This window comes from Pseudothermotoga thermarum DSM 5069 (assembly GCF_000217815.1).
GTDB classification, from domain to species: domain Bacteria; phylum Thermotogota; class Thermotogae; order Thermotogales; family DSM-5069; genus Pseudothermotoga; species Pseudothermotoga thermarum.
Genome location: NC_015707.1, coordinates 198,553 through 224,532, shown reverse-complemented (window position 1 = coordinate 224,532; position 25,980 = coordinate 198,553). Strand labels below are relative to the sequence as shown.

21 protein-coding genes are annotated in these 25,980 nt (G+C 41.2%); 13 read left to right on the top strand and 8 right to left on the bottom strand.

What is annotated here, in order from left to right; genetic code table 11:
* Positions 1-44 precede the first annotated feature (44 nt).
* Together THETH_RS01085 and THETH_RS01080 are read right to left on the bottom strand one after the other, a co-directional pair.
* A complete protein-coding gene (locus tag THETH_RS01085; RefSeq protein WP_013931541.1) occupies positions 45-1,403 on the bottom strand; it encodes an aminopeptidase in 1,359 nt (452 codons plus the stop codon).
* Positions 1,404-1,465: 62 nt separating this feature from the next.
* Complete coding sequence (locus tag THETH_RS01080; protein WP_013931540.1) at positions 1,466-2,272, bottom strand: flagellin; 807 nt, start codon at positions 2,270-2,272, stop codon at positions 1,466-1,468.
* 124 nt (positions 2,273-2,396) lie between these two features.
* On the opposite strand from THETH_RS01080, the gene THETH_RS01075 reads away from it, so the two are divergent.
* Complete coding sequence (locus tag THETH_RS01075) at positions 2,397-3,506, top strand: M24 family metallopeptidase (protein WP_013931539.1); 1,110 nt, start codon at positions 2,397-2,399, stop codon at positions 3,504-3,506.
* Positions 3,507-3,521: 15 nt separating this feature from the next.
* Positions 3,522-4,367 carry an SDH family Clp fold serine proteinase gene (locus tag THETH_RS01070; RefSeq protein WP_013931538.1) on the top strand — a complete coding sequence of 282 codons (846 nt, stop codon included), beginning with the start codon at positions 3,522-3,524 and terminating at the stop codon, positions 4,365-4,367.
* Between the two features lie 38 nt (positions 4,368-4,405).
* On the opposite strand, the gene THETH_RS01065 is transcribed toward THETH_RS01070, so the two are convergent.
* From THETH_RS01065 to THETH_RS01040, 6 genes are all read right to left on the bottom strand, one after another.
* The gene (locus tag THETH_RS01065; RefSeq protein WP_013931537.1) at positions 4,406-6,322 is read right to left on the bottom strand and encodes a transglycosylase domain-containing protein; all 1,917 of its coding nucleotides are present in this window, start codon (positions 6,320-6,322) and stop codon (positions 4,406-4,408) included.
* A complete protein-coding gene (locus THETH_RS01060) occupies positions 6,319-6,756 on the bottom strand; it encodes a methylated-DNA--[protein]-cysteine S-methyltransferase (protein WP_013931536.1) in 438 nt (145 codons plus the stop codon). The genes THETH_RS01065 and THETH_RS01060 overlap by 4 nt, the downstream gene beginning before the upstream one ends.
* A 65-nt stretch (positions 6,757-6,821) precedes the next feature.
* Positions 6,822-7,061 (bottom strand): thioredoxin family protein, encoded by a 240-nt coding sequence (locus tag THETH_RS01055; RefSeq protein ID WP_013931535.1) that lies wholly within the window; start codon positions 7,059-7,061, stop codon positions 6,822-6,824.
* A gap of 12 nt (positions 7,062-7,073) precedes the next feature.
* Entirely contained in the window at positions 7,074-8,213 is a 1,140-nt protein-coding gene (locus THETH_RS01050) for a permease (protein ID WP_041446338.1), read from the bottom strand.
* Positions 8,214-8,258: 45 nt separating this feature from the next.
* Positions 8,259-8,696, bottom strand: a complete 438-nt coding sequence (locus tag THETH_RS01045) for an arsenate reductase ArsC (protein WP_013931534.1) — start codon at positions 8,694-8,696, stop codon at positions 8,259-8,261.
* Positions 8,693-9,088, bottom strand: coding sequence for an ArsR/SmtB family transcription factor (locus THETH_RS01040; protein WP_013931533.1), 396 nt, complete (start codon positions 9,086-9,088; stop codon positions 8,693-8,695). The genes THETH_RS01045 and THETH_RS01040 overlap by 4 nt, the downstream gene beginning before the upstream one ends.
* Before the next feature lie 150 nt (positions 9,089-9,238).
* Here THETH_RS01040 and THETH_RS01035 point away from each other — a divergent pair, with 150 nt between their 5' ends.
* The 11 genes from THETH_RS01035 (at position 9,239) to ilvD (ending at position 25,968) form a co-directional block, all read left to right on the top strand.
* Positions 9,239-10,213: a P1 family peptidase gene (locus THETH_RS01035; protein WP_013931532.1), complete on the top strand. Its 975-nt coding sequence runs from the start codon at positions 9,239-9,241 to the stop codon at positions 10,211-10,213.
* A 12-nt stretch (positions 10,214-10,225) separates the two neighbouring features.
* A complete protein-coding gene (gene lepA / locus THETH_RS01030) occupies positions 10,226-12,037 on the top strand; it encodes a translation elongation factor 4 (RefSeq protein WP_013931531.1) in 1,812 nt (603 codons plus the stop codon).
* 114 nt (positions 12,038-12,151) lie between these two features.
* Positions 12,152-12,640: a crossover junction endodeoxyribonuclease RuvC gene (gene ruvC / locus THETH_RS01025; RefSeq protein WP_013931530.1), complete on the top strand. Its 489-nt coding sequence runs from the start codon at positions 12,152-12,154 to the stop codon at positions 12,638-12,640.
* Positions 12,637-16,761 (top strand): PolC-type DNA polymerase III, encoded by a 4,125-nt coding sequence (locus tag THETH_RS01020; protein ID WP_013931529.1) that lies wholly within the window; start codon positions 12,637-12,639, stop codon positions 16,759-16,761. The genes ruvC and THETH_RS01020 overlap by 4 nt, the downstream gene beginning before the upstream one ends.
* 217 nt (positions 16,762-16,978) lie before the next feature.
* The gene (gene nifV / locus THETH_RS01015) at positions 16,979-18,133 is read left to right on the top strand and encodes a homocitrate synthase (RefSeq protein WP_013931528.1); all 1,155 of its coding nucleotides are present in this window, start codon (positions 16,979-16,981) and stop codon (positions 18,131-18,133) included.
* Between the two features lie 6 nt (positions 18,134-18,139).
* Positions 18,140-20,068, top strand: a complete 1,929-nt coding sequence (locus THETH_RS01010) for an aconitate hydratase (RefSeq protein ID WP_013931527.1) — start codon at positions 18,140-18,142, stop codon at positions 20,066-20,068.
* Positions 20,069-20,072: 4 nt separating this feature from the next.
* On the top strand, positions 20,073-21,077 hold the full coding sequence (locus tag THETH_RS01005) for an isocitrate dehydrogenase (NAD(+)) (RefSeq protein WP_013931526.1): 1,005 nt from the start codon (positions 20,073-20,075) through the stop codon (positions 21,075-21,077).
* Between the two features lie 20 nt (positions 21,078-21,097).
* Positions 21,098-22,732 carry a biosynthetic-type acetolactate synthase large subunit gene (gene ilvB, locus THETH_RS01000; protein ID WP_013931525.1) on the top strand — a complete coding sequence of 545 codons (1,635 nt, stop codon included), beginning with the start codon at positions 21,098-21,100 and terminating at the stop codon, positions 22,730-22,732.
* Between the two features lie 33 nt (positions 22,733-22,765).
* Positions 22,766-23,266 carry an acetolactate synthase small subunit gene (ilvN, locus tag THETH_RS00995; RefSeq protein ID WP_013931524.1) on the top strand — a complete coding sequence of 167 codons (501 nt, stop codon included), beginning with the start codon at positions 22,766-22,768 and terminating at the stop codon, positions 23,264-23,266.
* Between the two features lies 1 nt (position 23,267).
* Positions 23,268-24,266, top strand: a complete 999-nt coding sequence (gene ilvC / locus THETH_RS00990; protein ID WP_013931523.1) for a ketol-acid reductoisomerase — start codon at positions 23,268-23,270, stop codon at positions 24,264-24,266.
* 37 nt (positions 24,267-24,303) lie between these two features.
* Positions 24,304-25,968, top strand: a complete 1,665-nt coding sequence (gene ilvD, locus THETH_RS00985; protein WP_013931522.1) for a dihydroxy-acid dehydratase — start codon at positions 24,304-24,306, stop codon at positions 25,966-25,968.
* The last annotated feature ends 12 nt before the right edge of the window (positions 25,969-25,980 follow it).

The window sequence follows — 25,980 nt, the reverse complement described above, 5'->3', positions numbered from 1 at the left end:
GTTCCAATAGAAACAAACAAAGAGGGCGCAAAAGCGCCCTCTTTTTATTTGAGCTTTTCCAAAAGCGCTTTGTAGGCTCTGTAAGTTTCGTAAAGATCTGCTTTTGAGACCAACTCAAAAGGCGAATGCATTCCAAGCAACGCTGGTCCCATGTCGATTACACATGCACCTTTTTCAGCTAAGAATTTTGCAACCGTTCCACCACCGCCTCGGTCAACTTTGCCAAGGGTTGCAACTTGCCAAACTACGTCAGATTCCTTTAGAACTTTTCTAACTTTACCGACAAATTCAGCGTGTGCTTCGTTTGCACCGGATTTTCCGCCGCTTCCGGTGTACCTCAAAAGTCCAACGCCATAACCAAGTCTTGGAGTGTTTGAAATATCGACGACATCTTTGTACATTGGATCAACAGCAGCACACACATCTGCAGATATCACATAGGTTTTGTTGAAAAGCTCGTCAATTCCAAGTGATGTATCTTGACAACCTTGAAGTTTTAAGATCTTTTTCAAAAATAGCATGTAAAAGCTTGCCTTTGCGCCGGCGTTACCTTCGCTTCCGATTTCCTCTCTATCGAACAGAATAACCCCACAAGATCTCTGCGGATTTTTCAAGCTGATCAAAGCTTTAACTGCGGTAAAAGCACAGATCCTATCGTCTTGCCCGTATGCTCCGATTAAACTTTCATCAAATCCAACACTTCTTGTTTTAAGCGCTGGAACCAATTGGAATTCGCCGCTAACAAAGTCTTCCTCAGTTATGCTGTATCTGTCTTTCAAAAGCTTTAAAATGTACGTTTTCACAGCTTCTTTTTCAACTCCAGCAAGTGGTATTGTTCCCAGTATGATGTTTAATTTTTCTGCGTCAAACTTTTCGCTTACAAGCTGATCTTTTCTGTCAAGATGTGGGAGAAGATCTGCTATGACAAAAACTGGATCGTCCTTACATTGACCGATGTGTATTTCTACAACTTCTCCTGAGTCCTTCACAACGTATCCGTGAAGTTCCAACGGAAGGCTCAACCATTGGTATTTTTTGACGCCACCGTAATAGTGAGTTTTTCCAAGGGCTATCCTTTCATCCTCGAAAATTGGACTTGGTTTCAGATCAAGTCTAGGAGCATCAATATGCGCAGCAACGAGGTTCAAACCATCTTCAATCTTTCCAAGGATGTGAAGGGCTATCAAAGATTTGCCACGGTTGACTGCGTAAACTTTGTCGGTACTGCCGTCGAACTTTTCCAAAGGGACATATCCTGCTTCTTCCAACATGAGTACACATTCTTTTATCGCCATCCTCTCTGTTCTTGCCAAATCCATAAAGCGAGCATATTCTTTTGCAAATGCTTCAATTTCGTCTCTTGAACGAATCAACCAAAGGTTCTTTGGCGAATAACCAAGCACAACCAAACCTCCTTCCTTTGCTTGAGGTTACCACAATAAATGTTAGCATAAGAAACTTTTTTTCATCCAAGCAAAATTTTCAAAATCGAAAACCTCGAAACGTTGGATTGAGCCATCACACCAACTGTTGATTGCGTGAGTAATCTGTTTTTCACAAATTCCATAACCGTTTTTGCCATATCCACGTCGCTTATCGTGCTAAGACTTGAAATGGTGTTGATCATTGTGTTCCCAAGTTCTCTTGCCGCTGCTTCCAACCTGTTTGTGACAGATCCAACGTAAGATCTCACGTTTGAAACCATCTCAAGTGCTTGATCGATCCTTTGAATGGCTTGCTGGGCATTTTGTACGTTTGATATATTCACATTGCTCAATCCAAGGGTTTCCACGGTGATTTTTGGTATTGTTATGCTGATGTTTTGTCCTGCGTTTGGACCGGTTTGAACTTGAAAGTTTTCCACATCTCCTGCAAGGACTTTTATGTTGTTGTAGTTCAGCTGTTGAGAAATCTTGTTTATTTGGTTGGAAAGTTGATCGAACTCCTGCTGCAAAGCTGCTCGTTCAGATTCAGTGAGCGTTGAATTCGCAGCTTGAATTGCTAGTTCTCTCATCCTTTGTAAAGCAATGGTGATTGAGCTAAGACCACCTTCAGCAACGTTGAGCATTCCGATGGCATTGTAAGTAGCATTCATTGCTTCCCTGTAACCAGCAATCTGTGAGCGAAGCTTTTCAGCTATAGTTGCAGAAGCAACGTTTGCCGCAAGTGGTATTCTGCCTGTGGAAAGTTGTGTTGCAAGATTTGTTTGTACATTTTGAAGCTGCCAAAGTCTTTGGATTGCCCACGAATTGGTTATTTGATTTACCCTCATACGAATCACCAACAGTATTTTAACGCAAATTAATTCAAGATTACCAAAAATTTTCCAAATCGCTTTTTGCAGGCCTAAAGATTTTTCCCGTTGCAACGTGTATAATCTTTTTCAGGGGATACACATGATTAAACAACTTTTCAGGCAAAGGATTGAAATGCTCAGAAATTATGCTGCTCAAAAAGGATACGATGGGCTTTTGTTCAGCCGCTGTGAAAACTTTTCGTGGGTTACCTTTGGTGCGAGAAACCGAGTTCTTTTAAACAGTGAAGTTGGCGTAGCCCACGTTCTTTTGATAGAAGATCGAATTTATCTGATGACCAACAACATCGAAAAAAGAAGGATAGAAGAGATCGAGCTTGATGAGGACATTCTTCCGGAAATAGAGCTTGTCGAGTACATTTGGTACAAAAGGCTAGAGGATGTTTTCAAAGCCTTCATAAGTGGAAAGAAAATCCTTTCTGATACTGGTATGCTTGGCACAACCGACGTTTCAAACGAAATAGATCAGATGAGACTTGTTTTGACCGAATATGAACTTGAAAATTACCGAAAACTTGGGAAAGATTGCGACGAAGTTTTTTCAAAGGTTATGCCAACGTTGAAGCCAGAGATGACCGAACTTGAAGTTGCGGCACGGATTTCTCTGGAGCTTATGAGCAAAGACATAGAACCTTTGTTGATACTAGTTTTTGGAGAGGAAAGCTCGATGCTTTACAGGCACAATCTACCAAGAAATGTCAAAGTTGGCAACAAGGTGTTTGTGAGTATCTGCGCAAGAAGAAAAGGATTGATTGTCTCAGCAACAAGGACTGTTTTGTTCAAGCGCGATGAAAAGTGGATTGAACAACACAGAAGAAATTGCTACGTTGAAGCGTGTGCTATAGCAAGATCGAGGCCAGGAAAAAAGCTTTGCGAGGTTTTTGAGGCAATCAGAAAATCGTACGCTGAAGTAGGTGTCCCCTACGAATGGTCTTTACATCATCAAGGAGGTTTGGCAGGATACAAAGCCAGAGAAATCATAGCCAGCGAAATGACAGATTACGTTCTCAGGCCAAACAACGTCGCTGCGTGGAATCCGACGATAACTGGAACCAAATCCGAAGACACCGTAGCGATAACCGAGGAAGGATTTGAAATACTGTCTTATCCAACTAGCAGCGGCTGGCCATGTGTTGAATTCAAAATAGATGGTTTTGTCATCAAAAGGCCGGATATACTTATATTAAGCTAAAGAGGGGGGATTTAGATGGGATTCATTTTCGAGTTATTCTGGATGATCTTGATCCTCAGCTTTTTCATCCCATTTTTGAAAGCGCAAATGGAAAGGTCTCACAGGCTTGCATTGATAAGACAGCTTGAGATCAAAAGAAAAAGCAGAGTTATAACCTTGATTCACAGGCAAGAGTCTATGAGTTTCTTTGGATTAACCTTTGGTAGATACATAACAATTGAGGACTCAGAGGAAATACTGCGGGCTATAAAGTTAACCCCGCCAGATATGCCAATAGATTTGATAATTCACACCCCGGGTGGACTTGTCTTGGCGGCTGAACAGATCGCAAGAGCTTTGTGCAAACATAAAGGTAAAGTTACTGTTTTTGTGCCACATTACGCCATGTCAGGTGGCACTTTAATAGCCTTGGCAGCCGACGAAATTGTGATGGATCCAAATGCTGTTCTTGGACCACTTGATCCTCAAATAGCAGGATATCCTGCCCCATCGATTCTTTCAGTCCTTGAGAAAAAGAATATCAACGAAATAGACGATCAAACGTTGATTCTTGCTGATGTTGCCAAGAAAGCCATGAATCAAGTTAGAGAATTTGTTGAATGTCTCATAAAACCAAAAGTGGGAGAAGAAAAAGCAAAACAAATTGCGGAAATGCTTACAAGTGGTACTTGGACACACGACTACCCAATAACTGTGGATAAGCTCAAAGAAATGGGTTTAAACGTTTCAGAAGAGATGCCACAAGAAATCTATGAGCTTATGGATCTTTACAAGCAAACTGAACAAAGAAGACCTTCGGTGCAATACATACCCGCGCCTTACAAGGGAGCTAGTGAGACAGAACAAAAGTGGACCTTGTAGCGAAAAATTGTCCCCCGGCAAAGCCGGGGAATTTTTCTTCACCAAACTCTTTTGGTCTTAAGCTTGTCCCAAAGGTTTCTTGCAAATTCGGGGGATCGTTGATTTAAAACACTTAGAACTTCCAATACCATTTTGTTGTCCATTTGATCAAGAAGGCTTAGCAAAGCATCTTCTGAAAGACTTCCGTCTTCTATCCATTGAATGATTCTTTCTGAATCTATTATGAAACCTGTTGGAATGACTCTTGCAATTTGTTGCTTTGTCACTTTCCAGCTTGGAAAATTACCCGTATAATCATAATAGGAGATTATCTTCGACCAAATCGGAGCTGCGTGAACCCCTCCGGTCAACTCTGTTCCATCGACAGAAACTGAGAGCAAAATTTTCAAATCTCCGCCAATGAACCAAGCAGTTTTTTCTGAAGTACCCGTTTTCCCGGCAACGGGAACTTTTTGTTTTGCCCGAACACCTGTTCCTTTTTCGACTACCTGTTTCATTATGTCAAGAAGAATCGTTGAAGCCGTCAAAGTGTCAACTTTTCTTGAACGCACTACACCAAGGACTTTCGGGGTCGCTCGGTAGACAACTCTTCCCAGAGGATCTTCCACTCTTTCAACGACGTACGGTTTGACGACCACTCCGCCGTTGAAAATTGCCGCATAACATTTTAAAATTTCCTCAGGAGATGTTTCAAGTGTTCCAAGAGAAATAGTCAGATCCGACGGGTAATAACCATTTAACTTTAACTCATCCTGCAGAAATTTCACAACGTTCTCCATACCAAGTTGCATGAACAAATTGACAGATGGAATATTTCTCGATTCTATCAAAGCTTGGGATAGTGTAACTGTGCCTTTGTATTGCTTGTCAAAATTTTCTGGAGTCCAATCGCCAATTTTTATAGGAAGGTCGAACAATTTGCTGTCTGGCTGCCAACCTTCCAAAAGTGCAAGATAATAATAAAGTGGTTTAATGGCAGAACCTATTTGTCTTTGGCCCTCCGGATAGGTCAGGCCGATTCCTCTATAAACATAGATCGCGCCAGTTATTGGGTTAATTGCTTCTATAGCTGTTTTATCATCATAGCCAAAAGAGGCCATCATCAATTTTCTATCCAAAGTCGTGTAGATTTTGTATCCTTGCCTTAGTTCACTCAAGCCATAGCCAATTTCCTTGAGTTCTCTGACTACTCTCCAGAAAACTTCTTCATCAACACTAGTATTGACGGATTTTGCAAAGGTCATTTCTTTGAGCTCTTCTATGACTTTTCTTGACTCTTGTTGATCAAGATAACCTTCTCTGACCATCGCGTTTATAACAGTTGTGGCTACCTTTTTACTCACCTCAGGATTTTTGAATGGATTGTAATTGCCTGGCGATCTAACAGTTGCTACAAGTACCGCAGCTTCTTGTAAATTTATCTGCGAAAGGTCCTTGCCAAAATAATATTTTGAGGCGCTTGCAAAACCGTACAAACCATTCCCAAGATATACAGAATTTAAGTACATCTCGAGTATCTCGTCTTTAGTCCTTATTCTTTCAAGCCAAAGGGCTATGAAAGTTTCTCTTATTTTTCGGCTCCACGATCTTTCTGGAGAAAGATACAAAGTTCTTGCAAGTTGTTGCGTTATTGTGCTTCCACCTTCTGCTATTGTTCCGCGGTTTATATTTCTAACTATTGCCCTAGCTATTCCAAATATGTCGACACCGAAATGTTCGTAAAAATGCTTATCTTCAGAAGCCAGTAAAGCATTGATTAAATGCGGAGGAATCTCGTCCAAGTTTTTCCAAAAAGATCTTGAAAGAACCATTGGCGCGCCATCGGAGTAGTAAATTATCAACCCTGTCGGTAGGCGAGATTCAGGTGAATCAAGCCCTTTTGTCGATTCTCTATAAAGAAAAGTAAGCATAAAAAGAGAAAGACAGATTCCTAAAAATAAAGCTATTTTTCTCACAAGCTGTATCCCTCTACTTCAAGAAGAAACTTTTTCCATTTTATGCCAGAACTAAAACCACCCAAAGAATTTTTCGCCACAACCCGATGGCATGGGAAATAGATTGGCAATGGATTTCTACCAACTGCTTGACCAATCGCGCGCGCAGAAGTGTTCAATTTCTTTGCAAGCTCACCATAAGAGATCACAGTTCCATATGGGATTTCCCTTAAAGCTTGCCAAACTTTCTTTTGAAAGTCCGTACCCTTTGGATCGACGGGAAAATCGGGGATTTTTCTTTTGCCGGCAAGATATTCGAGTATTTGATCTTTAATTTCTTTCTGTATCTTACCATTTGTTTTGTCTTGATTTTGAAATTCTATCGAAACTACTTTTCCGTTTTCTTCAGCCACACAGATGTATCCAAGTCTTACCTTTATACATTCACAAGTCATCAAAAGCCCACCTTCCCTGCGACATAGTATAGTATATCGCAAGGAAGGCAAGCTGAAAGAACCTTTTAAAGTTCTTCCTGAATGAACTTTTTTATTTCCTCTCTTGTTGCAACCTTACCAAAGGACTTGACTTTGTTGTTGATAACAAGCCCAGGTGTCATCATCACGTTGTACTCTGCTATCTTGTTGACGTCGGTGACTTTTTCGATTTTCGCTTCAACGCCAAGTTCTTTGATTGCTTCTAAAACATTCGCTTCAAGAGCTTTGCACTTTGCACAACCCTTACCAAGGATCTTGATTTCCACACCAAACACCTCCTATTGGAGAAATCCAAATACTATCCCTGAAATCGTTGAGAAAATGATCACCAAAGTCACGTAAGCAAAAGTCTTCTTTGTTCCAAGAACACTTCCCACCACGAGCATGCTCGGAAGGCTCAAAGCAGGTCCAGCCAAAAGTAACGCCAAAGCAGGTCCTTGGTTCATCCCACTTCCAAGAAGCGTTTGGACTATTGGAACTTCTGTTAACGTTGCAAAGTACATGAAGGCTCCAACAACGGAGGCAAAAAGGTTTGACAGAAGTGAATTACTTCCCACAAGCATTGAAACAAATCTTGCAGGAATTATTCCAAGATCTTTTCCTGGTCTTCCAAGCAAAAATCCAGCGATCCAAACTCCTATAAAAAGCAACGGAACTATCTGCTTTGCAAAATCCCATGTTGAGGAAATCCAAGAAACTCTTTCGTCTTTTTCGAACCATTTGAATGTGATCAAAACAACCAAGACAGTCAAAGCACCAACCAAGTACCATTTGATTGCGTAAACAACAGAAAAAGCCCCACCAATGCTGGTTGGTTTGCTCCAGGTAGCAAAGATCAGAATTGCAATCAAATTTAAAAAGAAGATCAAGTTTTGCAGCATGCTTCGTTTCTCAGCTTCTGCATCCAGATTGACCATCACCCGGTTCATACGCTCTGTTTCCTCTTTTTTAAAAAGTATTTCCATTATCAAACCGATGAATATTGAAAGCACGACAGCTCCTATAGCCCTTGCGACGCCTATTTTCCAACCAAGTATTCTTGCGGTCAAAACGATCGCAAGCAAATTGATCGCTGGTCCTGAGTAAAGGAAAGTCACAGCAGGACCAATTCCCGCACCTTTTTTGTATATTCCTGTGAAAAGCGGAAGAACTGTGCAAGAGCAAACTGCAAGTATAACTCCAGAAACCGATGCCACAAGGTAAGAGATCCATTTTTTCGATTTATCCGTAAAGTACTTTATAACAGCCTTCTGGGTGACAAAGGTTGAAATTGCACCGGCTATGAAGAAGGCAGGTACAAGACAGAAAAGCACATGTTCTCTGACATATTCTTGAAACAAATGGAAAGCTTCCATCGTGGCGGATGCAACACGGTAGTTTGAAAACGGGAGAAAGTAAAAGACGACAAAGATGAACACAAGAAGGAAAAAACCTCTTCAATTCACTCGTATTACCAACTCCTTTCAATCTTGATTCGCCATGAAAGTCGTTTTTTGTTGGTCAAACTCGCCGCTTTTGATTCGCTCAACGAGTTTTTTCACCTTTTGTTCTATTTCATCCCTTATTCTTCTGTATTCTTCTATCGGCTTTCCAGCAGGATCGTCCAACCCCCAATCTTCCATGTGCTTTGAAGGTATGTAGGGACAAACCACACCACAACCCATGGTTATGACTATGTCCATCTTTTCTGGAAGTTCACTGATTGGCTTACTTCTTTGATTTGAAATATCTATTCCAACTTCTTTCATCACTTCTATCGCAACAGGGTCAATTTTTCCTGAAACTTCAGTTCCAGCCGAGTAAACTTCCATGATATCACCACCATAGTGCTTTGCAAAACCTTCAGCCATCTGGGAGCGGCAGGAATTTTTCACACATATGAAAGCAACCTTCTTTTTCATCTTTCTCCCTCCTTGTGGTAAATCAACTTTTTCACAACATCTTTTCTTTCACGAATATCTTTGCAGGTGAAGCTGGATTTGTACTTTCTCAAAGTTTCCAAATCTTTGCAGAAGGGTTGCTCGGTTTCAAATCTTTGTCGAAGAAATTCCAGCAAAATGTCATTTTCCTCGAGAAATCTTTCAGAAATCTTGTAAAACATCCACTGACCAGACTTTTCTGCCTCGATGATTCCAACGTCTTTCAGCTTGTTCAAATGTCTCGAGGTGTTCGACTGTGTCATGCCAAGGATTGTCTGAAGTTCACAAACGCACAGTTTTTCTCTAAGTAGCAAATTCAATATCCTCAGTCTATTCAGATCGCTCAAGACTTTGAAAAGCTCTACAATATCCACCAAGACCACCACACTTATTATATTCTTATATGATCATACGATCATACATTATTCGTAACAGATCGTTTAAAAACAGCTAAAAAAAGTCAAGCATAACCTCCTTCATACTGTTCCATGATGATCCTGTAAAATCTTAATAAGGTGAGGCCTATGAGAAAAAGGTTTAGAGAATACGGTTTAACATTTGGAAAGCTTCAAACAAGTGAAAGAAATCTTATAAGCGATGTAGCTGGGATAAAAGTTGGTCATGTGACTTTGATCAACGATACACCAACGATCGTGAGAACCGGCGTCACTGCGGTCGTTCCACAGCAGGTTTTTGAGAAACCTTTGCCTGCAGCTTGCGCTGTTTTGAACGGTTTTGGAAAGTCCCTTGGGTTGATGCAGATAGAAGAACTCGGTGAAATAGAAACACCGATAATTTTGACCAACACACTTGCCGTTGGATATGCCTTTCAGGGACTAGTGGAATACATGTCGAAGAAGAAAAGATTTCGCACGTTGAACCCCGTGGTTTGTGAGTGTAACGACGGTTTTTTGAACGATATACTTTATCCTGCAATCAAATCACACCACGTTTTTGAGGCGATAGAAGCTGCAAAAGAAGAATTTGAACTGGGCTGCGTTGGCGCAGGAACTGGTATGATAACTTTTGGATTTAAAGGTGGAATAGGAAGCAGTTCAAGGAAGCTTTTCGACGGATACACCATGGGAGCTTTGGTTTTGGCGAATTTTGGAGCTTTTGAAGATTTGATTATACTTGGAAAGAAAGCTAGTGATTATGTAAAAAGCGGGATAAAGAAGTCCAGTGAAGGATCGATAATAATAATCTTGGCGACCGATGTACCTTTGGATTCAAGGCAATTGAAAAGGATAGCAAGACATTCTTTCCTTGCGCTTGGCATGCTGGGATCGGCAGGTTATCATGGAAGTGGAGATGTTTGCATAGCCTTTTCCACTCAAAGAGGATCGATTGAGGAAAAAGGAAAAACATTCGATCTGCTTTTCAGAGCTGCCGTTGAATGCACCTATGAAGCGATATGCGATGCTTTGTTCTGTGCTGAAACGATGAAAGGACTTTCGGGAACAGTTGAAGAAATGCCTGTTGAATGGTTGTTAGGGTAGGAGGTGTGAGATTTGAAAGATACAAACTTTATAAGAAACATATGCACAATAGCTCACATAGACCATGGGAAAACGACTTTTGTCGATAGAATTTTGGAGTTAACAAAAGCCGTTGATTTGAGGCAAATGCACGAACAATTCCTCGACCAGATGGATATAGAAAGGGAAAGGGGAATAACCATTAAGGCTTCCCCGGTGAAGGTTATTTACAACTACACCGGGCAAGAGTACGAGATAAACATAATAGATACGCCTGGACATGTGGATTTTTCTTACGAAGTAAGCCGCAGCATGGCTGCATGTGAGGGAGCCGTTTTGATCGTCGATGCTTCGCAAGGTGTGGAAGCTCAAACTGTTGCGCACGCTTACCTGGCTGTGGACAACGATTTGGATATCATACCAGTAATAAACAAAATCGATCTTCCGAACGCAAACATAGAAGAGACTGCAACCGAAATAATCAGTCTTCTTGGGGTTAAGAAAGATGAGATCCTGAAAATCAGCGCAAAAACCGGCCAAGGTGTCAAGGAAGTTTTGGATGCGATAATCGAAAGAGTTAGACCTCCAAAAGGCGATCCAAATAAACCGCTTAAAGCTTTGATCTTCGACGCAAAGTACGACAAATACCGTGGAATAGTTGTCTATGTGAGAATCTTCGATGGAACGGTTAAAGTTGGCGACAAAATTTTGATAATGTCCACAAACCAGCAGTACGAGGTAAGCGAAGTAGGTATCTTCACACCGGATATGAAACCCACCGATGTTCTTGGACCAGGTGAAGTTGGTTACATAATCGCAGGAATCAAAGAAATTGGGCATGCGAAGGTTGGTGACACGATAACGAGTGCCACAAATCCGGTGGCTGAACCGCTACCTGGTTATAGAGAAATAAAACCAATGGTCTTTGCCAGCATCTTTCCAGGTTTACCAGAGTACTTTGAAGAGTTGAAAAAAGCTCTTGAAAAGCTAAAACTCAACGATTGGGCTTTAACCTTTGAACCAACTCGCTCTCCTGCACTTGGCTTTGGTTTTAGGTGTGGTTTTTTGGGACTTCTTCACATGGACGTCGTTAGAGAAAGACTTGAGAGGGAATTTGAAATCGCAGTTATATTGACTGCACCTAACGTTGAATACAAGGTTGTTTTGAGAAACGGTGAAACAATTTTTGTGAACGATCCTGCAAAATTCCCGGACGAAGGAGAAATTGAAAAAGTGTACGAACCTTTCGTCAAACTTTCAATCATAACACCAACGGATTACGTTGGAGACATATACACGATACTGCAGAACGAAAGAAGGGCGACCTTGCTTCACACAGAGAACGCCGGTAAAAACAGAGTCGTGATGTATTTCAAAGCGCCGCTGGCTGAGATAATAACCGATTTCTTCGACAGGTTGAAAGCCGTAAGTCGTGGATACGCTTCGATGGACTACGAATTTTTGGGATACGAAGAATCAGATGTCGTCAAGATAACAATTTTGGTCAACAAAGAACCAGTAGATGCCCTTTCCACGGTTGTTCACAAGAGCAAAGCCTATCAAGTTGCAAAAAAGCTAGTGGAAAAACTTTCAGAGCTGATACCACGTCATCAGTTTGAAATACCAATTCAGGCAAAAGCCTTTGGTAGAATCATCGCGAGAGCCGATATAAAAGCGCTTAGAAAAGACGTTCTTGCAAAATGCTACGGTGGAGATGTGACAAGGAAGATGAAGCTTCTTGAAAAGCAAAAAGAAGGCAAAAAGAGGCTGAGAGAAATAGGAAAGGTTACAATCCCACAGGAAGCCTTCCTGGCAATCTTGAGGATAGACGAAGAAAAGGATTGAAGTAGTCGCTTGGAATTTTTGCCGAACTTTTAAACGTAGGGTAACCAAGTCGGTCCTTGCCTGACTTATAATCATTTTTGCCTGCCAAAAAGAAAAAGAAACCGAGGTGTGAAATTGATCATCTTCGGTGTTGATCCTGGTTTTGGGATTCTTGGCTATGGGGTTTTGAAGGTCGAAGGAAACATCGTTGAACACGTGGCTCACGGTGTAATTGAAACAGAGAAAGATCTTCAAATGTCTCTGCGATTGAAAATCCTTTATGAGAATTTGGTCAAGTTGTTTGAAAAGTACAAACCAAAGGAATTGGCTGTTGAGAAATTGTTTTTCTTTAGAAATGTAACAACTGCCATATCGGTTGGGGAAGCCAGGGGTGTAGTTTTGCTTTTGGCTGCTCAAAAGAATATCGAAGTCTTCGAATACACGCCCCACGAAGTTAAAAAGGCCATAACAGGCAGCGGAAAAGCAACGAAGAAAGATGTACAAAGGATGGTTAAGATGTTTTTGAACTTGAAGGAAATACCAAAGCCAGACGATGCCGCTGATGCTTTGGCTATAGCTTGGTGTCATGCACTTGCAAGGAACATACGGAGGTTGGGTGTATGAAAACCACGTTGATCGAAAATTTGAACTTGAACGTGAGAGAGTTTGCAAAAAATGTTGGGATTGAAATTGAATCCGATGGCACTATAGAGTCAGCTTATTTTGATTGGACAACCAACACGTTGGTTTTAAAAGCCAACGGTTTGGGCGCCGAAGTTGATCTTTTGCAGTCTTGGCTTAGGCAATTTTTAGAAACTGACGTTAAGCTGATTCGAACCGATGCTTTGATAAGCCTTGACGATATAGCAAAAGAATTAAACGGAACCTTTCCATACATACAAAGCGTTTTGCTCCACGGAGATAAAGTCGTGATGAAAGTTACCTCGGAATTTGGTAAAGAAAGAGTGGAAAGCAAAAAGCCTCTTATAAGAAGCTACATCCGGCAAAAACTGAGTATTGAAGATATAGAAATTGTGGTTGAAGAACCGAAGATAGAAACAAAAATAGAAACTGTAAAACCCAATCTACAAATTGTTGGAAGTTCAACCAGGGTTGAGAAAGAAAAAGTTGAAATAAAAGAAAGCGACTTTTTGACACCTTCAACGATAACCACTCAGCAGGGAACAGTCAAAGTAAAAGGTCAAATCTTTAAGATGGAGATTAGAGGTGGAAAGAAAAAAGTTCTGGCAGTCTGTATCACCGATAAAAAAGACTCCTTGCTTTGTTTGGCGTTCAACAGCGTTGCTGAAAAAATGCAAGCAGAACTTTCAGAAAAAGATTGCGTCATTTTAGAGGGAGACTTGAAATTTGAAGAAGACGAACCGATTCTGTACGTTAAGGAATACAAAAAGGCAGAACCTTGGATCAGGATGGATGAATCAGAAGTTAAAAGGGTTGAATTACACGCTCACAGCAAGTTTAGCGATCTTGACAGCGTTCTTGATATAAGCAGCTACGTTGAACGTGCAAAACTTTGGGGATGGAAAGCCATCGCCATAACTGACCATGGAGTTGTTCAGGCGATACCGCAGTTCTACGAAGCTTGTAAAAATGCTGGAATAAAACCTATCTTCGGTGTAGAAGCTTACGTCGTAAACGATTCGGAACCCATAATGTACAACCCAAGAGATTTCGATATATCCAAAGCCACTTACGTGGTTGTTGACCTGGAAACCACAGGTTTGCACCCTATGTTTTCGGAGATCATAGAAATTGGTGCTGTGAAGATTGAAGAAGGCCAAATAACCGACGAATTTCACACTTTGGTCAAACCAAAAGAAAAACTAAGCGATTTCACTTCGTACTTAACTGGTATAAAACAAGAAGACCTCGAAAACATGCCAACAATAGAAGAAGTTCTTCCGAAGTTTTTGGATTTCTGCAAAGATTCCATTTTGGTTGCCCACAACGCTTCTTTTGATTATCGCTTTTTGCGTTATTGGATAAGAAAACTCACAGGTCAAGATTGGAACGTTACTTTTGTGGACACGCTTGCACTTTCAAAAAGGTTGGTAAAGCTTTCTGGCTACAACCTTGAAAAATTGGCAGCTCACTTCAAGATGGGGTCTTTCTCGCACCACAGGGCTTTGGAGGACGCAAAAGTTACTGCGAAAATTTTCCTTGAACTTTTGAAGCTTGTGGAGAAAAAATCTTTCAAGACTTTCTCCGAAATTGAAATAAGTCAAAAGGAAATAGTTGTAAGACAGTCAAAACCATTCCACGCAACGATACTGGTTCAAAACAAAGAAGGTCTTAAAAACCTTTACAAACTCATATCTGATGCACACATTAAATATTTCCACAGTGTGCCAAGAATTCCAAAGAGTGACCTTCAAGCTCTGAGGGCTGGACTACTTATCGGAAGCGCCTGTGTTTCTGGGGAAGTGATTCAGGAACTTTTGTCCGGTGCTGATATGTCAGAGATAGAGCAAACCATTTCCTTTTACGATTTCATCGAAATAATGCCGTTGGATCTTTTACCTGAAGACAACGATCTTGGACTAACCCGTGAAAGACTCAAAGAAGTGTACTTGAAACTCTTTGAAATAGCTGAAAAGATGAACATACCTATCGTCATGACTGGAGATGTTCATTTCCTTGATCCTGAGGATTCAAAAGTCAGAGACGCTTTGGAAGCACCACAGAAAGACAAATTAACTCAACAACCTGCTGCTTACCTTCGCACAACCAACGAGATGATGCAAGCTGCTATGGAAATCTTCCAGGATGAAAGCAAAGCGAGGAAAGTTGTGATCGATTATCCAAATCAGATTGCCGACAGTATAGAAATGGTCGTACCTCTTGAGAAAAAACTTCACCCACCAAAAATTGAAGAGGCTGATGAACAAATAAAAACTCTTGCAATTCAGAGAGCCAAAGAACTTTACGGTGAACCTTTACCTGAACTTATCCAAAAAAGACTTGAAAAAGAGTTGAACGCAATCATAAACCACGGTTATGCGGTCTTGTATTTGATAGCCAAAAAAATGGTTGACAAATCTCTCAGCGATGGATACGTAGTTGGTTCAAGAGGATCGGTTGGATCTTCTTTGGTTGCATATCTGCTTGGTATCACCGAGGTTAACCCACTTCCACCACATTATTTCTGCAATCAATGCAAATACGTCGAATTTGTTGAAAACTCATCCTATGGAAGTGGATATGATCTTCCAAGGAAAAAGTGTCCAAAATGCGGCAATGAACTTTCACGAAATGGTCAAGACATACCGTTTGAAACCTTTATGGGGTTTGAGGGTGATAAGGTTCCTGACATAGATTTGAACTTTTCTGGAGAATACCAAGATGAAGCACATCGATTCATAGAAACACTCTTTGGAAAATCCCACGTTTATCGTGCAGGTACCATAAACACCATAGCTTCGAAAACTGCGTACGGTTTTGTCAAAAATTACGAAGAAAAAATCAATCAAAAACTTAGAAAAGCCGAAGTGGAAAGATTAGTCAACGAACTGATGGGAGTAAAAAGAACCACAGGACAACATCCAGGCGGTTTGATAATCGTTCCGAAAGAGTACGAGGTATATGACTTTACACCAATACAATATCCTGCAAACGTTAAAACGGCAGAAACTTTCACAACGCACTTTGACTATGAGGCAATCCATGAGGATCTTGTGAAAATCGACGCACTTGGACATGATGACCCCACTTTCATAAGGCTTCTAAAAGAGTTCACTGGAATCGACCCAATGACGATTCCAATGGATGATCCTGACACTTTGAAAATTTTCTCTTCACTTGAGCCTTTGAAAATCGATCCAAAGGAACTTGGTATGGATGTTGGAACCCTTGGAATACCAGAATTTGGTACACAGTTTGTACGCGGAATGCTCTCGGAAACAAGACCGAAAACCTTTGCTGAACTTGTTAGGATCTCTGGTTTGTCACACGGTACAGACGTTTGGTTGAACAACGCAAAAGATTGGATTGAACAAGGAAAAGCAACACTTTCGGAAGTTATTTCTTGTAGAGACGACATAATGAATTATTTGATCAAAAAAGGAATGGAAGCTTCCAAGGCTTTCAAGATAATGGAAAACGTACGAAAAGGAAAAGGGCTGAGCGAGGAAGAGGAAAAGAATCTTCGAGAACTCAAAGTTCCAGAATGGTTCATAGAATCCTGTAAAAGGATCAAATACCTTTTCCCGAAAGCTCACGCAGCAGCATACGTCAGCATGGCTTTCAGAATAGCTTACTTTAAGGTGCACTATCCTCTTGCATTCTACGCGGCGTACTTTACTTTGAAAGGAGACGAGTTTGACATCGACGCGGCTTTGGGTGGTATAAAAGTTGTCAGAGAAAGGCTTCAGGAAAAGGCAAAATCTACAAAGAAAGATGTGCGTGAAAAATCCGAAGAAACAAACCTTGAGGTCATGCTCGAAATGTTCTTGAGAGGTATATCCTTCCTACCTGTGAACATCAAAAAATCTCATTCCAAGTTGTTCTTGATAGAAGATGGCAAACTTAGAATACCGTTTAACAAGCTGCCAGGCCTTGGTAACAACGTCGCAGAATCCATCGTAAAAGCAAGAGAAGAAAAACCATTCACTTCCATAGAAGACCTGATTGCAAGAACTAAAGTTAACAAAGCTCATTTGGAAGTCATAAGAAAGTACGTCGAGCTTGAAAATCTACCGGAGAAAGAACAAATGGGACTCTTCTAGTTTTAAAGCAATTTTTGGTACAACGCAGGGCAAAGCTCTGCGTTTTTTTATTTCGTTTTTCCACTTGCAAATAGCTCAGGATAGGTTACACCTTCTTGTCTTCTTGGTGTCATAAATGGTACAAAAGTTTAAAAGATTTTTCCGTTCGATTGACTCCATCCTATGTTTTCTTTATAATCTTAGCCAAAATATCACAAGAGCTCGAAGGGGGGATAATGTGACTGAAGGAAACTCGAAGAAGGTGGTGTGGGTTGATACCACCCTTAGAGACGGAGAACAAACCGCAGGAATTGTTTTTGCCCGTGAGGAAAAGATCATGATTGCAAAGCTTCTAGATGAGCTTGGTGTTGACCAAATTGAAGTAGGCATACCCGCCATGGGTGAAGAAGAAGCGGAAACAGTATGTGAAATAGCAAGATTGGGGTTAAAAGCTAGCGTGATGGCCTGGAACAGAGCTGTTATAGAAGATATCGCAAAATCAATAAAATGCGGAGTAGATGCAGTTGCTATTTCAATAGCTGTTTCAGATTTACACATTGAATACAAACTTAGATCAACAAGAGAAAAGGTCATCGAACAAATGGTAAAGGCAGTCGAATTTGCCAAAAAAGAGGGTATGTATGTATCAGTTAATGGAGAGGATGCTTCTAGAGCTGATTTTGATTACTTGGTTCAGTTCATTATGGCGGCGAAAGAAGCTGGCGCGGATCGTTTTAGATATTGTGACACAGTTGGCATTCTTGACCCAATAACAACTTACGAGATAATTAAAAAACTCAAAGAACAAACTTCTATGGATATAGAAATCCATGCCCACAACGATCTTGGAATGGCAACTGCAAATACCGTTGCTGCCATAATGGGTGGAGCAACTCATGCAAGTGTATCTGTAAATGGCTTGGGTGAAAGGGCTGGTAATGCCGCTTTAGAAGAAGTCGCAATGGCTGTGAAATATACTTTGAAAATTGATCACGGCTTAAAGCAAGAAATGTTCAAAGAAATTTCTGATTATGTTGCAAAAGCAAGCGGGAGACCAGTGCCATCTTGGAAACCTATAGTTGGTGAAAACATCTTTGCCCATGAGTCTGGAATCCACGTTGACGGCGCATTAAAGCATCCAAAAACTTATGAGATATTTAGCCCAGAAGAAGTTGGACTTCAAAGAAAAATAATCATTGGAAAACATTCTGGAACAGCTGCCTTGGTGTATGTCCTGGAGAAGTACGGTATCAAAGTTGGCAAAGATGATGTAAGGGATCTTTTGACCAAAGTTCGTAAGGCATCTATTTCGATGAAGAGAGCATTGAGTGAAAAAGAATTTCTGTTTCTTTACCATCAGTGGATTGCAGAAAAAGAGCAAGCTAAGAGGTGATTCAATTTGGGTTACAACATAACTCAAAAAATACTTTTAGAACATTTGGTCGAAGGAGAGCTAAAACCTGGAGAAGAAATTGCCATAAAAATAGATCAAACTTTGACGCAAGATGCCACTGGTACCATGGTTTATCTTCAACTGGAAGCAATGGGTATAAGTAAGGTGAAAACGAAAAAATCTGTCGCCTACGTAGACCACAATACCCTTCAAGTTGGTTTTGAGAATGCTGACGATCACAAGTTCATCGCTACAGCTGCAAAGAAATATGGGGTGTATTATTCCAAGGCAGGAAACGGCATTTGCCACCAGGTTCATTTAGAAAGGTTTGCTGTACCCGGTCAAACTCTCTTAGGTTCAGATAGTCACACACCAACAGCTGGTGGTTTAGGATGCCTTGCTATAGGTGCTGGAGGATTGGATGTGGCGGCTGCAATGGCTGGCTATCCATATTATTTGAAAATGCCTCGAATAGTAAACGTTGAGCTAAGAGGGAAACTAAAACCTTGGGTCACGGCGAAGGACGTTATTTTTGAACTTTTAAGAAGATTAACCGTTAAAGGTGGGGTTGGAAAAATTTTCGAGTACACCGGTGAGGGTGTTAAAACCCTCTCAATACCTGAAAGGGCAACGATCGCCAACATGGGAGCTGAACTTGGTGCAACTACCTCCATTTTTCCCAGCGATGATGTTACCTATGAATTTTTGAAAGCACAAGGAAGAGAAAAAGATTTCGTAAGAATAGAACCTGATGAGGATGCTCAGTATGACGAAAAAATTGTGATAGATCTTTCCAAGTTGGAACCATTAGTTGCGATGCCTCACAGCCCAGATAATGTTCATCCTATAAGCGAGGTTAAGGGCATAAAAGTCGATCAAGTGATAATTGGAAGTTGTACAAACTCTTCTTTCAAGGACATGGCGCTGGTGGCAAAGATATTGAAAGGGAAAACAATTCATCCTGATGTAAGCTTTGCAGTGGTGCCTGGTTCGCGACAAGTGTTAATGATGATGATCCAAACAGGAATTCTTTCTGACATAGTTTCAGCGGGTGCACGTATTCTGGAATGTGCCTGCGGGCCTTGCATAGGTATGGGACAAGCACCAGGTTCTGGCGCGATATCTGTTAGAACTTTCAACCGCAATTTCAAGGGAAGATGTGGAACACCAGATGCACAGGTAATCCTTGCAAGTCCAGCAGTAGCAGCAATAACCGCAGTTAACGGTGTGTTATCTGATCCACGCGAACTTGGGGAGATGCCTGAAATAGCGGAACCAAAACAATATTACATCAACGACAATATGATCATTCCCCCTGCAACCGATGAAAAAGTTGAGGTTTTTTACGGGCCCAATATCAAACCAATTCCCGTTGCCAACAAGATAGGTGAATCGATACAAGGTCAGGTTCTGATAAAGGTTTCGGATAACATCAGTACTGATGACATAATACCTGGAACCGCAAAACTTTTACCGTTAAGGTCAAACATACCCGCTCTCTCAGAATATTGTTTTGTGAACATAGATAAGGACTTTGTCAAAAGGGCAAAAGCAGCCGGTGGCGGAATAATTGTTGCTGGGGAAAACTACGGCCAAGGTTCAAGCAGAGAACACGCAGCTTTGGTGCCGCTTTATTTGGGTATAAAGGCTGTCATTGCCAAATCATTTGCAAGGATACACAAGGACAATTTGGTCAACTACGGAATTCTTCCTGCCATCTTTGAAAACCATGACGATTACGAAAAAATTGAACAGGAAGATGTGTTGTTGATAGAAAATGTCAAACAACTTTTGAAAAGTGGCAAAGGTATCGTGAAAAATCTGACTAAGCAGGTTGAAATCCCCATTTACATCGACCTTACCAAAAGACAGGTAGAACTCTTATTTGAAGGCGGTTTGCTCAACTACATAAAGAAGAAGCTTGAAAGAGGGTGAAGAAATGAAAAGAGTAACCCTCATTCCAGGTGATGGTATTGGTCCTGAAGTTGTCAATGCAGCGATACGCGTTATCGAAGCAAGCGGTGCACAAATAGAATGGGAAGTGGTGGAAGCTGGCATTTCCGCTTTACAAAAAGGGAAACCGGTTTTATCGGATGAAGTTATAGCATTGATAAAAAAGAACGGTGTGTGCTTAAAAGGCCCAACTGAAACACCAATTGGATCAGGTCATAGAAGCGTTAACGTAACTTTAAGGCAAGAACTTGGACTTTTTGCCAATCTTCGGCCTGTCAAATCCATCAATGGAGTCAAAACAAGATATGAGAATGTAGATCTTGTGGTGATAAGAGAAAATACAGAGGATTTGTACGTAGGTCTTGAGCAAAAGATAGGGAATATCGCTGCGATAAGTATAAAACTCATAACTACCGAGGCATCAACGAGGATTGCAAGATTTGCCTTTGATTTTGCCAAAAAAGAAGGCAGAAAAAAAGTCACAGTTGTTCATAAAGCAAATATAATGAAACTTTCCGATGGCCTTTTCCTGGAATGTGTACGGAATGTCGCAAAGGAGTATCCTGAGATAGCCTACGAAGAAGTCATTGTGGATAACATGTGCATGCAACTTGTGAAAAATCCAGAAAGATACGATGTAATACTTTGTCCCAACCTTTATGGTGATATCATTTCCGACCTGTGTGCCGGTTTAGTTGGAGGATTAGGTTTGGCCCCCAGTGCAAACATAGGAGATAGCGTAGCTGTATTCGAAGCAGTTCACGGCAGCGCACCGGATATCGCTGGAAAAGGAATTGCAAATCCAACTGCAATGATACTTTCCGCAGTCATGATGTTGAAATACATCGGAGAAGTCGAAAAAGCAAAAAGAATTGAAAAAGCCGTTTTGGAAGTTTTGCAAGAAGGAAAGAACTTGACACCAGATTTAGGTGGAACTGCTACAACTGAGCAATTCTGCGAAAATGTGATTGAAAAATTGAAAGAATTTTAAAAAAGTTTTGGAGTGGTAATATGGGGAAAAGGAAATTAACCGTTGCTCAAGCGATGGTGGAAGTTCTTAAAAGAGAAGGTGTAGAAATAATTTTTGGCCTACCCGGTGGGGCGATTTATCCCTTCTACGATGCTTTGTGCGATTCTGGCATAAAACACGTTTTGGTACGGCAAGAACAAGCTGCAGCGCATGAAGCCAATGGCTACGCACGCGTAACCGGTAAGGTAGGTGTTTGTGCCGCAACATCTGGACCAGGTGCAACCAACCTTATAACTGGTATAGCAACTGCATACATGGATTCTGTTCCACTAGTTGTCATAACTGGTCAGGTGAAAAGGAGTTTGATCGGCAAAGATTCATTTCAAGAGGTAGACATCGTTGGAGCAACACTGCCATTCACCAAGCATAGCTATCTAGTTAAAGATCCAAACAGCATAATCAGAATTTTGAGAGAAGCTTTCTACATCGCTTCCACAGGAAGACGCGGGCCAGTGCTTATAGATGTTCCGGTGGATGTTCAACTAGAGCAAATTGAATTTGAATTTCCAGAAAAAATAAATATTCGAGGATACAAACCACATAAAGAACCAGACAAACATTTAATAGAAAAGTGCGTTGAAGCAATAGAATCTGCCAAAAAGCCCATTATCTGTGCCGGTGGAGGCGTGATTTGGGCCAAAGCTTCAGACGAGCTTTTAACGCTGATTGAAAGGCTAAAGATTCCTGTGGTTTGTACGCTGATGGGTGTCGGTGCCATACCGACAAATCATCCCTACTACCTTGGAATAGTGGGACTGTTTGGACACAACGAAGCCAACATGGCTTTGAAACAAGCCGATTTGCTTGTCATAGTTGGAGCAAGATTCAGCGATAGAACTTTGGTGGGTATGAAGATAAGCGACGAAACAAGGATTGTTCATATAGATATAGATCCAGCAGAAATAGACAAAAACGTTGAAAGCGAAATTGGAATAGTTGGGGATGCCAAAATAGTCCTTGCTGAAATGAACAAGAAGATTTCGGCCAAACGAAACCATTTCTGGGCGGAGGAATTTGCAATCAAAGACTATGTTTTTCAAGATGAAAAACTTCATCCACAAGACGTCTTGAAGGAAATTTCAAGAGTTTACAACGGTGACTACATAATTACAACAGACGTTGGACAACACCAAATTTGGGCTGCTCACAACGTCTACATAAAGGAACCAGGAACTTTCATCACCTCCGGTGGTCTTGGAACGATGGGATTTGGGGTTCCAGCTGCAATTGGTGCGAAATTCGGTAGGCCAGATAAAGAAGTCATAGCCATAACAAGTGATGGCAGTTTCCAAATGCTTTTCCAGGAACTTGCAACTATAAAAAGAGAACAATTACCAATAAAAATAGTGCTATTCAACAATTCACGACTTGGGATGGTTTACGAGCTTCAAAAACAAAGATGCAACGCACGTTTTAGCGCCACCATTCTCGATGCCAATCCGGATTTTACAATTCTGGCAAAAGCCTATGGAATTGAAGCACAGCGTATCACCAAAAAAGATGAAATCAAGCTTGCCGTTGAAAAGATGAAAAACCTAAAAGCGCCGTTTTTGTTGGAAGTAATTGTTGATCCTGACGAACCTTCGATTCCTTCAAGACCAAATATTTGGCTGTAGAAGATTTTTGTTTTTCAAGGAAGGTGAATTAAAGTGAGACATATCCTTTCCGTGTTAGTTGAAAACCATCCTGGAGTGCTTTCAAAGGTTGCAGGACTTTTCACAAGAAGAGGTTTTAACATCGACAGCCTAACCGTTGGTACAACGACGGATCCAACGATTTCCAGAATGACAATTGTTGTAAAGGGTGATGAGTACGTTGTAGAGCAAATAACCAAACAACTAAGTAAACTGATCGATGTCATAGCTGTAAAGAAATTGAATCCGCAGGAAACTGTGGAAAGAGAACTTGCTTTGATAAAAATTAAAGCTGATCACAAAACAAGGTCGGATGTCATACAAATTTCAGAAATATTTAGAGCAAACATTGTAGACGTGTCAAATCAAACTTTAACGATAGAGGTTTTTGGCGATCAGGACAAAATAAACGCGATGATTGAGCTTCTAAAACAATACGAAATCGTTGAAATGGCTAGAACTGGTCCCATCGCGTTGGAAAGGGGAACAAAAATAATCACAAGTGAGGAGGGATAGGATGGCACGGATATTTTACGACAACGATTGTAACCTCGAACTTTTGAAGGACAAAATAATCGCAATTATTGGTTTTGGAAGCCAGGGGCATGCTCATGCGCTAAATTTGAAAGATTCTGGATTGAACGTTGTGGTGGGGCTTTACCACGGCAGCAAGTCCTGGGTTAAGGCAGAAGGTATGGGGTTTAAAGTTATGACCGCAGACGAAGCCGCCAAAGTTGCCGATTTAATCATGATACTTGTCAGTGACGATAAACAACCTCCTCTTTACAAGCAAAGCATTGAACCAAATTTGACCGAGGGAAAGGTTCTTGCCTTTGCCCACGGATTCAACATCCACTTTGGGCAGATAGTTCCCCCACCATATGTGGACGTTATAATGGTTGCTCCAAAGGGACCAGGCACCATGGTTAGAAGTCAATTTTTGGAAGGAAAAGGTGTGCCATCGCTGGTGGCGGTTCACCAGGATTACTCTGGAAAAGCGTTGGATATTGCCCTTGCTTACGCAAAAGGTATTGGAGCATCAAGAGCAGGAGTAATCCTTACAACTTTCAGGGAAGAAACGGAAACGGATTTGTTTGGTGAACAGGTTGTCCTGTGTGGTGGTATCAGTGAACTGATTAAAGCAGGGTTTGACACGTTAGTTGAAGCTGGATATCAGCCTGAAGTAGCGTACTTCGAGTGTTTGCACGAATTGAAATTGATAGTTGATTTGATTTGGAAAGGTGGACTTACTCTCATGAGACAATCCGTTTCTGACACCGCAGAATATGGAGATTACATGAGTGGCAAAAGGATCATAAACGAGGAAACCAGAAAAGAGATGAAAAAAATTCTACAAGAGATTCAGGATGGAACTTTCGCAAAACAATGGATTTTGGAAAACATGGCTGGAAGACCACAATTCAACGCAATTAGAAAAAGAGAACAAGAACTTCTCATTGAAAAAGTTGGTAGAGAGCTTAGAAAAATGATGCCTTGGATGAAGTCATCCTCTTGACAAATACCATTCGAGAATTTAAGAGGGGGTAGAACCAGTGAATAGCCATGAAGTTACGCAAGGTATTGAAAGAGCTCCTCACAGATCTTTGTTTTACGCTATGGGTTATTTACCCGAAGATTTGAAGAAGCCTCTTATAGCTGTGGTCAATGCTTATAACGAGATTATACCGGGGCATATTCACCTTAGAGACATTGCACAAGCAGTAAAACTTGGTATTAGCGCGGCCGGGGGTGTTCCAATTGAATTCCCTGTCATAGGTATATGCGATGGAATAGCCATGAACCATAGTGGTATGAAATATCCCTTGGCAAGCAGAGAACTAATAGCAGATAGCATTGAAGCGATGGTCATGGCTCACAAGTTTGATGGGATGGTTTTGATAGGAAACTGCGACAAAATAGTTCCAGGAATGCTAATGGCTGCTGCTAGACTCAATATACCTGCGATTTATGTAAGTGGAGGTCCTATGCTGGCTGGAAATTACAGAGGAAGGAAGGTTGATCTTATAAGTGTTTTTGAAGCTGTTGGTGCTTACAAAAGTGGAAAGATAAGCGAAGAAGAACTGATGGAGATGGAACTACTTGCCTGTCCAACTTGTGGAAGTTGTGCGGGGATGTTCACTGCCAACACCATGAACTGCTTGGCAGAAGCTTTGGGAATAGCGCTTCCTGGAAATGGGACAATACCTGCACCTTATGGAAGAAGAAAACAACTTGCAAAGCTCGCTGGTATGCAAATAGTAGAGCTTGTCAAGCGAAACATAAGACCAAGGGATATCCTAACGCTAAATGCTTTCAGAAATGCAATAGCTCTTGATATGGCTCTAGGTGGCTCGACAAACAGTGTATTACATCTTATGGCAATAGCACACTCCGCTGGTGTAAAGCTTGAACTGGACGAATTTGATAGGATAAGCCGGAAGGTGCCAAACATTGTAAGACTTAGTCCAGCAGGACCTTACGCTATAGAAGATCTGGATAGAGCTGGTGGAATTTCTGCTATTTTGAATATGCTTGCAAAAGCATGGCTAATTGATCCGACGACTTTAACTGTAACTGGAAAAACTCTTGGAGAGAATATCTCAAATGCAAAAGTTTTGGACTATTCAGTTATTCGACCGTTGGACAATCCTTATAGTCCAGAAGGTGGAATAGCTATTTTGAGAGGAAATCTGGCGCCAGAAGGTGCTGTAGTTAAGATTTCAGCGGTGAGTGAAGAAATGATGCGTCATACTGGCCCAGCAAAGGTTTTCGATTCTGAAGAGGAAGCTTTCGCAGCAATAATGAATGGGAAGATCCAAAAGGGAGATGTAGTTGTGATTCGATACGAAGGTCCAAAAGGTGGTCCTGGGATGAGAGAAATGCTAAGCCCAACGTCAGCGATAGTTGGAATGGGTCTTGATAAATCTGTTGCACTTTTGACAGATGGAAGATTTTCAGGTGGCACAAGAGGTCCCTGTATAGGACACATTTCTCCTGAAGCTGCAGAGGGGGGACCGATAGCAATTTTGAAAGACGGTGATATCATAGAAATAGATTTAATCAATCGAACTTTGAATGTGAAGCTTAGCGAGCAAGAAATCAAAGACCGCCTTTCAAAATGGAAAAAACCGCAACCGAAGGCTCCAGAAGGCACATACCTGGCGCGTTACAGCAAGTTAGTTACATCTGCAAGTAAAGGAGCTGTACTTGAAGGGTAAAAATACCATTAT